This window comes from Gordonia sp. C13 (genome assembly GCF_023218005.1).
Taxonomy (GTDB): domain Bacteria; phylum Actinomycetota; class Actinomycetes; order Mycobacteriales; family Mycobacteriaceae; genus Gordonia; species Gordonia namibiensis.
This window is the reverse complement of record NZ_JALPSY010000030.1, coordinates 1-12956: the sequence shown is the minus strand read 5'-3', so window position 1 is coordinate 12956 and position 12956 is coordinate 1. Positions and strand designations below refer to the sequence as shown.

General features: G+C 67.9%; 9 protein-coding genes and 1 pseudogene. 8 read left to right on the top strand and 2 right to left on the bottom strand.

The features are described from left to right. Window positions 1-85 precede the first annotated feature (85 nt). From kstD to M1L58_RS19620, 3 genes are all read left to right on the top strand, one after another. Window positions 86-1819, top strand: coding sequence for a 3-oxosteroid 1-dehydrogenase (gene kstD, locus M1L58_RS19630; RefSeq protein WP_248660161.1), 1734 nt, complete (start codon window positions 86-88; stop codon window positions 1817-1819). 3 nt (window positions 1820-1822) lie between these two features. Further along, window positions 1823-2683 (top strand): MaoC/PaaZ C-terminal domain-containing protein, encoded by an 861-nt coding sequence (locus M1L58_RS19625; protein ID WP_006865441.1) that lies wholly within the window; start codon window positions 1823-1825, stop codon window positions 2681-2683. Between the two features lie 95 nt (window positions 2684-2778). Next, a complete protein-coding gene (locus M1L58_RS19620) occupies window positions 2779-3210 on the top strand; it encodes a DUF6918 family protein (protein ID WP_005194399.1) in 432 nt (143 codons plus the stop codon). Between the two features lie 45 nt (window positions 3211-3255). On the opposite strand, the pseudogene M1L58_RS19615 reads toward M1L58_RS19620, so the two are convergent. Next, a pseudogene (locus M1L58_RS19615) lies at window positions 3256-4986 on the bottom strand (DEAD/DEAH box helicase); the annotation flags it as partial. A gap of 234 nt (window positions 4987-5220) precedes the next feature. Between M1L58_RS19615 and M1L58_RS19610 the strand changes: the two are divergent. The 4 genes from M1L58_RS19610 (at window position 5221) to M1L58_RS19595 (ending at window position 10444) form a co-directional block, all read left to right on the top strand. Next, window positions 5221-7008 (top strand): AMP-dependent synthetase/ligase, encoded by a 1788-nt coding sequence (locus M1L58_RS19610; protein ID WP_248660160.1) that lies wholly within the window; start codon window positions 5221-5223, stop codon window positions 7006-7008. A gap of 85 nt (window positions 7009-7093) precedes the next feature. After that, on the top strand, window positions 7094-8314 hold the full coding sequence (gene opgC, locus M1L58_RS19605) for an OpgC domain-containing protein (protein ID WP_248660159.1): 1221 nt from the start codon (window positions 7094-7096) through the stop codon (window positions 8312-8314). Continuing rightward, a complete protein-coding gene (locus M1L58_RS19600; protein ID WP_248660158.1) occupies window positions 8311-9504 on the top strand; it encodes a trans-sulfuration enzyme family protein in 1194 nt (397 codons plus the stop codon). Before opgC ends, M1L58_RS19600 begins: the two co-directional genes overlap by 4 nt. Window positions 9505-9571: 67 nt before the next feature. Next, on the top strand, window positions 9572-10444 hold the full coding sequence (locus M1L58_RS19595; protein WP_248660157.1) for a DUF1206 domain-containing protein: 873 nt from the start codon (window positions 9572-9574) through the stop codon (window positions 10442-10444). 26 nt (window positions 10445-10470) lie between these two features. Here the strand turns inward: M1L58_RS19595 and M1L58_RS19590 are convergent, their stop codons facing one another. Further along, the gene (locus M1L58_RS19590; RefSeq protein ID WP_248660156.1) at window positions 10471-12021 is read right to left on the bottom strand and encodes a DUF7782 domain-containing protein; all 1551 of its coding nucleotides are present in this window, start codon (window positions 12019-12021) and stop codon (window positions 10471-10473) included. Between the two features lie 321 nt (window positions 12022-12342). Between M1L58_RS19590 and M1L58_RS19585 the strand changes: the two genes are divergently transcribed. After that, the gene (locus tag M1L58_RS19585) at window positions 12343-12939 is read left to right on the top strand and encodes a hypothetical protein (protein ID WP_248660155.1); all 597 of its coding nucleotides are present in this window, start codon (window positions 12343-12345) and stop codon (window positions 12937-12939) included. The last annotated feature ends 17 nt before the right edge of the window (window positions 12940-12956 follow it).

The window sequence follows — 12956 nt, the reverse complement described above, 5'->3', positions numbered from 1 at the left end:
ACGCGCCCACCCCTGGCGTCGCATTTCTGTAACGTGTTCTAATTCAGGTAGAACACGTTACAGCTGCGCGCACGAAGGGGACCCCATGGCCGGCTCGTCCGATCCACAACAGACCAGCACCGAACCCGAGACCTACGACGTCATCGTCGTCGGTGCCGGTGGTGCCGGTCTGGCCGCCGCGATCACCGCGGCCCGCAAGGGCCTCAAGACCGTTCTGATCGAGAAGTCGCCCTACTGGGGCGGTTCGACCTCCCGGTCCGGCGGCGGCGTGTGGATCCCCAACAACTCGGTGCTGAAGCGCGACGGCGTGAGTGATACGCCGGAGAAGGCCCGTGAATACGTGCACGCGATCATCGGCGAGCACGCACCGGCCGACCGTATCGACGCCTACATCGATCGCGGACCCGAGGCCCTCGACTTCCTGCTCGAGCACGCCCCGCTCGACCTCGAGTGGGTGAAGAACTACTCGGACTACTACCCCGAGGCACCGGGTGGACGTCTCGGCGGCCGGTCGATCGAACCGCGGCCGTTCGATGCGCGCCGGCTCGGCGACGATCTCGAAACGCTGCACCCGCAGTACACCAAGGCCCCGCTCAACATGGTCGTGCTGCAGTCCGACTACCGCTGGCTCAACACCGGCCTCCGCCACTGGCGCGGACCGCTGCGCATGGCCAAGGTCGGCAGCCGCTTCTTCTGGGCCCGCAGCCGCGGCAAGAAGCTGATCGCGATGGGTGCGGCGCTGGCCGCCGAGCTGCTCATCGGCGTGCGCGAGGCCGGGGTCCCGCTCCGCCTCAACACCGGCCTCGTCGACCTCATCACCTCCGACGACCGGGTCGTCGGCGTGATCGCGGAGTCGGACGGCAAGCAGTTCGAGATCCACGCGCGTCAGGGCGTGATCCTCGCCTGCGGTGGCTTCGAGCACAACGAGGAGATGCGCAAGAAGTACCAGCGCGAGCCCATCGGGTCCGACTGGACCACCGGCGCACCGAGCAACACCGGTGACGGCATCAACGCCGGACTCAAGATCGGCGCCGCGGTCTCCCTCATGGACGACGCCTGGTGGGGTCCGACGATCCCGCTGCCGCGCGGACCCTGGTTCGCGCTGTCGGAGCGGTCGGTCCCCGGCACCTTCATCGTGAACATGCGCGGCAAGCGCTACATGAACGAGTCGCTGCCGTATGTCGAAGCGGTGCACCAGATGTACGGCGGCGAGTTCGGTCACGGCGAGGGCCCGGGCGAGAACGTGCCGTCGTGGCTGATCTTCGACCAGCGGTGCCGCAACCGCTACCTCTTCGCCGGTATCACTGCGCGCCAGCCCCTTCCGAAGAAGTGGTACGAGTCGGGCGTCGTCGTGAAGGCGGACAGCATCTCCGCGCTCGCCGAGAAGATCGGTGTCCCCGCCGAGTCGCTCGTCGAGACCACCGAACGCTTCAACGGCTTCGCCCGCAACGGCGTCGACGAGGACTTCGGCCGTGGCGCAAGCGGTTACGACCACTACTACGGAGACATCACCAACAAGCCCAACCCGAGCCTCGGCGAGGTCAGCAATGGCCCGTTCTACGCGGTCAAGATGGTTCCCGGTGACCTCGGCACCAAGGGCGGCATCAACGCCGACGCCGCGGGTCGCGCACTCCGCGCCGACGGGTCGGTCATCGAGGGCCTGTACGCCGCCGGCAACACCAGCGCCCCGGTGATGGGCCACACCTACGCCGGTCCCGGCGCCACCATCGGCCCCGCGATCGTCTTCGGCTACCTCGCCGCCAGCGACATCGCCGCCAAGGCCTCGGCCACCACCCCGACGTCCCAGACAGGAGCCTGAACCATGCCGATCGATCCCGCCGTCGCCGTCGGAGCGGAACTGCCCGAGGTCTCGTTCGAGTGGTCGGCATCGGATATCGCGCTCTACCACCTCGCCGTGGGGGCCGCGACCGACCCGATGAACACCGAATCGCTGGCCTATGTCCATGATTCGGCGCCCAAGGTCCTGCCGACCTTCGCGACCGTCGCCGCCGGTTTCCACACCACCGAACCGCCGAAGGTCTCCTTCCCGGGCGTCGACATCGACCTCGCGAAGGTCGTCCACGGAAGTCAGAAGGTCACCGCGCACCGCCCGCTTCCTCCGAGCGGCAAGGCGACCACCCGTACCCGCATCGCCGAGGTCCAGGACAAGGGTTCGGCCGCCGTCATCATCCAGGAGTCGGTGACCACCGACGACGCCGGTCAGACGCTGTGGACCGCGCGGTCGTCGATCTTCGCCAAGGGCGAGGGCGGCTTCGGCGGGGAGCGCGGCACATCGGAGAAGGTCGAGTACCCCGACCGCGAACCCGATCACAAGCTGCGGATCCCGACGCTTCCCAATCAAGCGCTTCTCTACCGACTGTGCGGCGACCGCAACCCGTTGCACTCCGACCCCGAGTTCGCCTCGCGCGCAGGCTTTCCGCGCCCGATCCTGCACGGTCTGTGCACCTACGGCACGGTCGCGCGCGCCATCGCCGACGAACTGCTCGACGGAGACGTCGCCGCCGTCGCGGAGTTCTCCGCATCGTTCGCCGGCGTGGTCTTCCCCGGCGAGACCCTCGAGGTCGCGGTCTGGGACGACGGCGCCCGTTTCCTGGCCACCGCGAGTGTCATCGAACGGGAGGGCGCGAAGGCCCTCGCCAATGTGGTGTGCGCGCGTAACTGAGTCGCCGGCCCGTCAGCGGCGGCCAGTACGCTCTACACGCGGACCGGGAACGACCGGTCCGCGTGAACCACGTCGCATATTCACAAGGAGACCGCATGAGCGATTCGCTGACGCCCCTACTTGCCGACAACCGCAGCGCACTGGTGACCGACCTGGTCGGTGTCATCGATGCCGAGGTGGCCGACCAGTCGGGTCTGAGCGGCGCCGCTGTGAAGACCGCCTACTCGGCGGTCCAGAAGGTGAAGCCCGGCGTGGTGCGCAGTGCCACGGATCAGCTGGCCGAGGACTTCCTGACGGCCCTGGCGCCGTTCTGGGACACGAAGCCTGCTGGTGTCGCCTTCGGCGATCATCTCTCGGCCAACGGCGATGCCGCGGCCGAGGCACTGCTGGCGGTCACCGACGCCCAGGCCGATTCGGCCAAGCCCGGATTGGCGAAGGCCTACAACTCGCTGCGCGGGAAGGCCAAGAACTATGTGGTCGCGGCACTGCCGCGACTCGGCGCTGCCATCGAGAAGCACGCCGGGTAGCCACCCGGTCACGGGGGGGGGGGGGGGGGGGGGCCCCCCCCCCCCGCCCCCCCCCCCCCCCCCCCCACCACTCTGCGGTCCGCCGCGCTTGCCGCCGCGACCCCGCGGCGCGCCCAGATCCTTACGGATGTCGATCGGGTTCTTGCCGATCTTGGTGTGGCGAAGCTGGGACAGGGTCTCGTTGTCGAGATCGTCGGGGAGCTCGACGAGGCTGAAGTCGTCCCGAATGCTGATGTTCCCGAAGTCCGCGCGGGTGAGACCGCCCTCGTTGGCGATCGCACCGACGATCGCACCCGGGGAGACCTTGTGCTTACGGCCGACCGCGATGCGGTAGGTGGCGAAGCTCGCCTCGGGACGGCGCGGGGTGCGCTCCCGCTGTTCGCGGTTCCGCCGCTCCGACTCCGGCGGATCGGGAGCGAGCAGGAAGCCGCCGTCGCGCGTCTCGAGGGCCAGCGCGGCGGCGATGTCGGCCATGGCCACATCGTTGTCGCGGGCATAGTTCTCGATGAGTCCGCGGAACAGGTCCAGGTTGTCCGAGGACAGGTTCTGGGTGATGGACTCACCGAACTTCGCCACGCGCTGGGCGTTCACGTCGTCGACGCTGGGCAGGCCGATCTCGGTGAGCTCCTGGCGCGTCGCCCTCTCGATCGCCCGCAGCAGGTGGCGCTCACGCGGTGAGACGAACAGCAGCGCGTTGCCCGAGCGGCCGGCGCGGCCGGTGCGTCCGATGCGGTGCACGTACGACTCGGTGTCGTGCGGGATGTCGTAGTTGACGACATGCGAGATCCGGTCGACGTCGAGACCGCGGGCGGCCACATCGGTCGCCACGAGGATGTCGATCGAGCCGTTCTTGAGCTGGTTGATGGTCCGCTCGCGCTGTGCCTGGGCGAGGTCGCCGTTGATGGCGACCGCGGACAGTCCGCGTGACCGGAGCTTCTCCGCGAGTTCTTCGGTCGCCTGCTTGGTGCGGACGAACACGATCATCGCGTCGAACTCCTCGACCTCGAGGAATCGGGTCAGCGCATCGAGTTTGCGCTGGTGGGAAACCTGCAAATAGCGCTGCGTGATGTTCTGGGCGGTCGCCGTCTTGGATTTGACCGTGATCTCCTGCGGAGACTTCAGGTAGCGCTGGGCGAGCCGGCGGATGGAGCTGGGCATGGTCGCGGAGAACAGTGCGACCTGCTTGGTGTCCGGGGTCTCGGCGAGGATGCGTTCGACGTCCTCGGCGAAGCCCATCGTGAGCATCTCGTCGGCCTCGTCGAGCACGAGGAACTCGAGTCCGGAGATGTCGAGGGTCTTCTTGTCGAGGTGGTCGATCACTCGACCCGGCGTACCGACGATGACCTGGGCACCGCGGCGTAGGCCCGCGAGCTGCACACCGTAGGACTGTCCGCCGTAGATGGGCAGGACCTTCACCTCGGGCATGTGCGCCGAATAGCGACCGAAGGCCTCGGACACCTGCAGGGCGAGTTCACGCGTCGGCGCGAGGATCAGTGCCTGAGGCGACCGCGCCGAAGTGTCGAGCCGGGAGAGGATCGGGATCGCGAAGGCGGCGGTCTTGCCGGTACCGGTCTGCGCCAGGCCGACGACGTCGCGGCCGGCCATCAGCGGCGGGATCGTGGCGGCCTGGATCGGCGAGGGGGTCTCGTAGCCGACGTCGGTGATCGCGGCGCGGACGCGCGACTCGATCTCCAGGTCGTCGAATGTGCCGCCGGGGGTGTCGTGTGCAGAGGTGTCAGCCGGCGCGCCGTGCTCGCCTTGTTCGGAAGTACTCATGCGCGGGTCTCATTCATCGCACTCAACTGTAATCGTCCGACCCCGGAATGTCGGCATCCTGCCATGACCGCGTCACAACTCGCAGCTGAACAGGTAATACGACACTAAGACGAGCACGTGTGATGCATCACACGAATACTGGTACTGTCAGTGCCACTCAAACGGCGTCGGCCCGGTCACCGACTACCCCGGCGCCCGATATGTCCAGATCAGCAAGTCCGTCTCAGGAGTGCCATGCAGCAGCAGTACGCCACCCCGTCCGATCTCACGATCGACGACAAGGCGAACCTCGTCGACTCGATCCTCAAGTACCGGACCGAGCGACCCACGATGCCTCTTTTCCGCAAGCGCTCCCACAACCAGTGGATCAACGTCACCGCGAAGCACTTCGCCGACGAGGTCGACGCCGTGGCCAAGGGACTCGTCGCCTCGGGCATCGAGCCCGGCGATCGTGTGGCCATCCTGTCCTCGACCCGGTACGAGTGGACCGTCCTCGACTACGCGATCTGGCGCGCGGGCGGATGCACCGTCGCCATCTACGAGACCTCGGCCCCCGACCAGGTGCAGTGGATCCTCGAGGACTCGGGCGCCAAGCTCCTCGTCGTCGAGAACCACGAGCACTACACCAAGCACATCCGCGTGATCGACGAGACGCCCACGCTCAAGGAGACGCTGGTCATCGACGACCACGCTCTCCCGACACTCACCAAGCGCGGCGCGACCGTCGCCGACGACGAACTCGACCGTCGCAAGGCGAACGCGCTGTCCAGCGACGCCGCGACCCTGATCTACACCTCGGGCACCACCGGCCGCCCCAAGGGCGTCCTGCTCACCCACGCCAACTTCATGGCCGAGTGCGCCGCCACCCGTGACGCCGTCGGCGCCGGACTGGCCGAGGGCAAGACCACCCTGCTGTTCCTGCCGCTCGCGCACGTCTTCGCCCGCATCATCGCCGTGGCCAGCGTCGAGAACGGCGTGATCCTGGGCCACACCAACGACATCTCGAACCTGGTCAACGACTTCGCGGTCTTCAAGCCGCACTACGTGCTGTCGGTGCCGCGCGTGTTCGAGAAGGTCTACAACTCGGCGAAGCAGAAGGCCTACGACGGCGGCAAGGGCTCCATCTTCGAGAAGGCCACCGAGACCGCCATCGAGTACAGCAAGGCGACCGAGGAGGGCAAGATCGGTCTCGGCCTGAAGCTGCGTCACGCACTGTTCGACAAGCTCGTCTACGGCAAGCTCCGTGCTGCCCTGGGCGGTCAGTGTGAGGGTGCGATCTCCGGCGGTGCCCCGCTCGGCGCGCGGCTCGGTCACTTCTTCCGCGGCGTCGGCATCCCCGTGTACGAGGGCTACGGCCTGTCCGAGACCACCGCCGCGGTCACCGCGAACAACGACAAGCACCAGAAGGTCGGGTCGGTCGGCCGCCCGGTGCCCGGTGTGACGGTGGCGATCGCCGACGACGGCGAGATCCTCCTCAAGGGTCCGGTCGTCTTCGGCGGCTACTGGCGCAACGAGGCCGCGACCGCCGACGCGATCCGCGACGGCTGGTTCCACACCGGCGACATCGGCACCCTCGACGACGGCTACCTCTTCATCACCGGCCGCAAGAAGGAACTGATCGTCACCGCCGGCGGCAAGAACGTCTCCCCCGCGCAGCTCGAGGACACGATCCGGGCGCACCCGATGGTGAGCCAGTGCCTGGTGGTCGGCGACAACAAGCCGTTCATCGGCGCGCTGATCACCATCGACCCCGAGGCCGTCCCCGGCTGGCTGGAGCGTCACAACCTGCCCGCCGACACCCCGCTCTCGGAGCTGATCGAGAACGAGGACCTGAAGGCCGAGATCGACGCCGCGGTCAAGGAGGCCAACTCGAAGGTCTCCAACGCCGAGGCGATCAAGAAGTTCACCATCCTCGACACCGACTTCTCGATCGAGACCGGCGAGCTCACGCCGACGCTGAAGCTCAAGCGCAACGTCATCCACGACGCGCACAAGCAGGCGATCGCCGACCTCTACTCCTAGAGGTCGCCGCCGGGTGGCGAGATAGATCACGACTCACCGCGGCCCGGGATGACTCCGGGTCGCGGTGAGTTCTATCTTCAGATCAATGTCTTCGAACCGAGTGTCCGGGAACCGAGATCTCGCCATCGACGCCACGCGGGGAGTGGCGATCTGGAGCATGGTCACCGCACACTTCGCCACCGATTCCCCGTTGGCGTCGCCCACGCACGCCTTTCCGTACGTGGACGGGATGTCGGCGTTCGTCATGCTCTCGGGCATCGTGCTGGGTCTCGTGTACCAGCGCTGGGTCACCCGTCACGGGCTGCGGTATGCCTACGTCCGCCTGGCCAAGCGCATCGCGGTCCTCTATGTCTGTCAGCTGGTGATCGCGCTCGTCGCCGTCGCGGCCGCACTCGAGGGGCACCGCTGGCTCACACTCCTGCTCCCGGTCGACGGCTGGGCCGACGGGATCTGGCTGTCGGTCACGATGCAGTACCTGCCGAGCGGCGGGAACATCCTGCTCCTCTACATGGTGCTGATGATTTCCGCGTTCGCCCTGTTCCCGCTCCTCCAGCGCGGGTGGTGGGCGTGGATTCTCGCCGGTTCGCTGGCGTTGTACGCGGTCTCGCTGTTCTGGTCGCCGGACTGGTTCTACCTCAGCGCCCACCAGGCGGCCCCGCACATCCAGAACGTCGCGGGATGGCAGATCATGTTCATCCCGTCGGTGGTGATCGGCTGGAACTGGTCGCGCTGGAGTGTCCCCGAGTTCGTCGACCGCTGGCTCGTCGTCATCGTCGCCGTGGCCGTGACGGTCGCACTGTTCTTCCATTACGGCATCGACGCCGGCCCGTGGGCGCACCTCGAACCCACCTTCGCCGACAAGCTGGATTTCCGGCCCGCACGCGCGATCGGCGCCTACCTCGTGATCCCCGCCCTCTACGGGGTGTTCCGGTTGTTGCTGCGCTGGTGGCATCACGACTGGTTGCGACCGCTGGTCATGACCGGCACCCGCAGCCTCGACTCCTATGTCATCCAGGCGATCGCGCTGGTCGTCGTCCCGATCCACATCGCCCACCGGCCGTGGGACGCGCTCACGATGCAGGCCGTCGCGCTGCTGGTGTTCGGCATCTGTTGGGCGTGGGCGGAGTTCCGGTACTTCAGCCACATCGACAAGTTGCACAAGGTCCCCGGACGGGTCGCGCGCGGAGTCCTGTCGCGCCGTACCGGCACTGCGTCCGGGGCCGACGGCGAGTCCGTTGCCGAGGACGATGTCGAACCCGGTGTGCGCACCGACGAACAGCCGCAACCGACGGGAGCCCGCGCATGAGCGCAGAAAAGCAACAGCCCGGGGAGATGACCCGCAGCGTGCACGCCGGGAACGACTCATCGGGGCCGTCGGTGCGCACGCCCATCACGATGGCGAACTCCTACCACCTGCCGCCCGAGCCGGAACAGATCAGCTGGTCGGGTACCGACCAGCTCTTCTACACGCGCAACACCGGCGCCAACCAGGTCGCCCTGCAGGACAAGCTCGCCGCGCTCGAGGAGGCCGAGGACGCGGTCGTGCTGGCCTCCGGCGTCGCCGCTCTGCACGCCGTCTTCTTCACCTTTCTCTCCACCGGCGATCATGTCGTCGTCTCGGACACCACCTATGAGGCGACGTGGAAGCTCTGGGCCGAGCTATTGCCGAAGAAGTACGGGATCGAGGCGACCTTCGTCGACATCACCGACCCCGAGAACGTCCGCGCGGCACTGCGTCCCAACACGCGACTGGTGGCGGTCGAGACGATCGCGAATCCGACGACCAAGGTCGGGGACATCGCGGAGCTCGCCGGCATCGCGCACACCGCCGACGCCCTTCTGCTCGTCGACTCGACCTTCACCCCGCCGCCGCTGTACCGGCCACTCGCCGACGGCGCCGACCTCGTCGTCCACTCGCTGACGAAGTACATCAACGGTCACGGCGACGCGATGGGCGGCGCGGTGCTCGGGCGCGCCGAGCTGATCGGCCGCATCAAAGAACAGGCGATGGTCGACGTCGGCGGCGTGATCTCGCCGTTCAACGCATGGCTGATCGCCCGCGGGGCCATCACGCTGCCGCTGCGACTCGCACAGCACCAGCGCAATGCCGAACGCGTCGCCGCCTTCCTCGACGAGGACCCGCGCATCGCCTTCGTCCGCTACCCCGGCCTCGCCTCCCATCCCGAGCACGAGCTGGCGGCTCGGCAGTTCGGCGGACGCGGCTTCGGCGCGATGATGGCCTTCGCCGTGCGCGGCGACTCGGCGACACAGAACCGCTTCGTCGGTGCACTGCAGGTGATCACGTCCGCGGTGTCGCTCGGTCACGACGAGTCGCTGATCGTCCACGTCGGACCCGACGGCCCCCGCGTCGCCGCATACCCCGAGCCGTTCCGGCAGTGGGGTCACCTCCGTTTCTCGGTCGGCCTCGAAGACGCCGAGGACCTGATCGCCGACATCTCCCGGGCACTCGACGCAACCTTCCCGAACGCCGACTGAGCGCGCGTATCGTATTTCGAGCCGGTGCTTTTCGAGGTTCGATGACAACCGGCGAGAGGCGGCGACGATGTCAGGCAACCCGGTCACCGGTGCGGTCGACCGCGCCACCGACAGTCCGTGGTTCGAGCGGGTGGCGCGTGCCGGGCACGCCGTCAGCGGACTCCTCCACCTGCTCATCGCCTACATCATCGTGCGACTCGCCTTCGGCGACCAGGGCAACGCCGATCAGTCCGGCGCCCTGGGTATCTTCGCAGGGAACCCCGGCGGCCGGCTCGTCCTCTGGATCGCGGCCGTCGCATTCGTCGGGCTGGCTCTCTGGCGCATCGCCGAGGCCATCGTCGGGCCTCATCCCACCGAATCCGGCCGCGAGAACGACGGCGCGCAGGACTGGCTGGACCGCGGGAAGGCCCTGTCCCTCGCCGTCGTCTACGTCGGGTTCACCTGGACTGCGGTGCGTTTCGCGATGGGCAGCGGCCAGTCGAGCGGGGAGCAGAACGCCGGACTCACCGCACGCCTGATGCAATCCGGCGGAGGTAAGTTCGTCGTGGTGGTCGCCGGACTGATCATCATCGGCGTCGGCGTCTATCACGTGTACAAGGGCGCGAGCCGCAACTTCCTCGAGGACCTCAAACCGCCGATCGGTCGCACGACCTCCGACTCCCCCGCATCATCGCGGTCCGGAGCAGCCTCCGGCGACCGCGCGGCAACCATCGCGGGGGTGATCGGCTACTGCGGCAAGGGCCTGGTGCTGATCGGCACCGGCATCCTCGTACTCGTCGCGGTGGCGACCACTGATCCGTCGAAAGCGAGCGGACTCGACGGCACGGTCAAGTCGCTCTCCGGCCTGCCCGCCGGGCAGGTGCTGATGATCCTGGCCGCGATCGGTATCGCCGGGTACGGCGTGTACTGCTACTGGCTCACCCGGTTCGCGCGGATGTGACCGCCGGCCCTCGGTTCGCCTCGTACTCAGTTCGCCTCGTAGAGGATTCCGCGGCCGATGGCCTCCCGGACCACCGGCAGTGCGGCGGTGGCCAGCGCCTCGGCGTCGACGCCGTGGAATCCGGCGAGCAACTCGATCAGGGTCTGCAGGGGAACCTGCCCGCGGCATCCGGCCAGTAGCGCTCGGGACACCTCGTCGACTCCGAGGACCGCGGCCGGACCTCCGGGGCGGCGCACGGCGGCACCGACCTGTTGCCAACCGTCCTCGCCGGGCAGCGAATGCTCCTCGAGCATCACCGGTGCGATCGACAGCCGCTTGTCCAGCAGGTCGGCGTCGGAGGTCTCGCGCAGGTACCGGCGGCGGGCCAGGAAGGCCTGCGCCTCGGGACCCGTGACCTCCTCGCCTGCGCCCGTGATCTCCTCGAGGACGACGTCGGGTTCCCGGTCCTCCCCCGCTTCGGGCGCCCGGACCGTGATCGAACCCATGCCGATCGCGACGATGTCGTTGTCGTCGAACCACTCCAGCCACTGCTCCCCGCGCCGAGCAGTGGCCTGCTCGTCCTCGCCGGCGTCGGAGAGCCACAGGGACACATAACTGATCGGGTCGGCCGCCTCGCGCTGGACGACCCAGGCATCGAGACCGGTCCCGTCCAGCCATCCGGCCACCCGCTCACGCCAGTCCGCACCGTCGGTGATGATCCAGTTGGCGAGAATCTGGGCGGTGCCGCCCGGATTCAGATATGCGGGCAATTCGCGGATGAGCTGCTCGCACAGCGCATCTCCGACGACGCCCGAGTCGCGGTAGATGTAGTCCTGGCTGCCGGTCCCGACGACGAACGGCGGGTTGGAGACGATGAGGTCGAAGCGCTCCCCCGCCACGGGTTCGAACATGCTGCCCGCGCGCAGATCCCACGACATCCCGTTGAGACGTGCGGTCGCCCGGGCCAGTGCCAGCGCCCGCTCGTTGGTGTCCGTGGCGACGATCTCGTCGCAGTGCGAGTTCAGGTGTAGCGCCTGGATGCCGCATCCGGTGCCGATGTCGAGCGCGCGTCGTGCCGGTTCACGAATGATGGCGCGCGCCAGGGACATCGAGGCGCCGCCGATCCCGAGCACATGGTCGCGGGCGACGGGACCCGGCCGCATGGCGGCGTCCTGATCGGCGACGACGAGGTAGTCGTGGGTCTCGTCGGCGTGCGGGCGGATGTCGAGGTTCGCGCGGATCGCCCCGTCGTCGAGGCGGATCAGGACGCCCTCGGCGATGAGTGCGTCGACGCCGGAGGTCGGAAACGCTTGGGCGACACTGGTTTCCGGTTCGTCCGAGCCGAGCAGGAAGAGTCGGATGACCGTCGCGAGCGGCACCTCGTCGTCCTCGACAGATGTCTCGGAGGTCGCCGCGAGGGCAGGCCACCACACACCGCGCAGCAGGGCGGCGTGGACGTCCTCACCGAGGAGTTCGGTGACACCGTCGGTCGTGTAACCCGCAGCGCGGAGGTCGGCACCAAGGGCGTCGAGGACGGAGTCGTCGGTGAGTGGGTGGGGGGAAGGTTGCGGCGCCGTCACGCAGTTGAGGCTACTCATCGCGCACGGACCGGAATCGTCGGAGACCCTTGACCGTCCGTGACAGGCGAAGCTCGACTCGGACCTGCAGACCTCGATCGAAGTCTGCACGTCGAGCCCGAGTCCACCGGTCACGAAGTTCTGGGATCCGGCCGGCACAGAGTCGGAACCCGACACCGACGGCGCGAGAGGACAATCCCGGGGTGGCAACGATTCGGTCCCATTCGGGATGACAACCCTGGAGTTCAGTATGATCACCCCTACGACCGGGTCAAACGTGCCACTTCGGGACGTCCGGCCGCCCGGAGAGCACACTCCCCTGACCGGAAGGACGGCAACGCCATGAGCGCACCGGAGAGCAGCGGCGATCGCGAGAGCGACGCGGTGGACACGGAGAACGACGCCGTGGAAACCGATTTGCAGGCTGCCGACGACGCGGTGGTCGAGGTCGAGGCCACGGACGAGGACGAAACGGTCGAGATCAGCCCCGATGAGCTCGCCCCCGAAGAGGTCGCCACCGAAGAAGCTTCCGCCGAGGAGCCCGCTGCAGAAGACCCCGCCGCGGATGTCGCTGCCGAGGATGTTGCTGTCGAGGAAACCGCCGCCGTTGACGATGCGGCCCCGGTCGAGGACGCCCCGGTTGACGAGGAAGCTCTCGACGAGCCCGTAGAGGCCGAGGCCCACGAAGATCTCGCCGACGCCGCGGAGCTGGAGCGTCTGCACGTCTCGTCACGGGTTCGCGTGACCCTCGAGGACGGCACCACCCGTGAGGGTGAGATCGTCGACGACTTCGCCGACCTCGCTCCCGGCGACCAGCCCGTCGAGGCGCGCATCGACGAGGATCACACGGCTCGTCTGCGCCGCTGGGCGATCTCGACCGACGACCACGACATCGTCTTCGCCGACGACGACGCCGTCGAACTCCTGAGCGTTTCGTAGATGAAATGCGCGCCTGG

Excerpts from the sequence above, each read along its gene's own strand:
- M1L58_RS19610 (WP_248660160.1), top strand. The coding sequence starts at position 5,221 with ATGCAGCAGCAGTACGCCACCCCGTCCGATCTCACGATCGACGACAAG.
- M1L58_RS19595 (WP_248660157.1), top strand. The coding sequence starts at position 9,572 with ATGTCAGGCAACCCGGTCACCGGTGCGGTCGACCGCGCCACCGACAGT.
- M1L58_RS19625 (WP_006865441.1), top strand. The coding sequence starts at position 1,823 with ATGCCGATCGATCCCGCCGTCGCCGTCGGAGCGGAACTGCCCGAGGTC.
- M1L58_RS19600 (WP_248660158.1), top strand. The coding sequence starts at position 8,311 with ATGAGCGCAGAAAAGCAACAGCCCGGGGAGATGACCCGCAGCGTGCAC.
- M1L58_RS19620 (WP_005194399.1), top strand. The coding sequence starts at position 2,779 with ATGAGCGATTCGCTGACGCCCCTACTTGCCGACAACCGCAGCGCACTG.
- kstD (WP_248660161.1), top strand. The coding sequence starts at position 86 with ATGGCCGGCTCGTCCGATCCACAACAGACCAGCACCGAACCCGAGACC.
- M1L58_RS19585 (WP_248660155.1), top strand. The coding sequence starts at position 12,343 with ATGAGCGCACCGGAGAGCAGCGGCGATCGCGAGAGCGACGCGGTGGAC.
- opgC (WP_248660159.1), top strand. The coding sequence starts at position 7,094 with ATGTCTTCGAACCGAGTGTCCGGGAACCGAGATCTCGCCATCGACGCC.
- M1L58_RS19590 (WP_248660156.1), bottom strand. The coding sequence starts at position 12,021 with ATGAGTAGCCTCAACTGCGTGACGGCGCCGCAACCTTCCCCCCACCCA.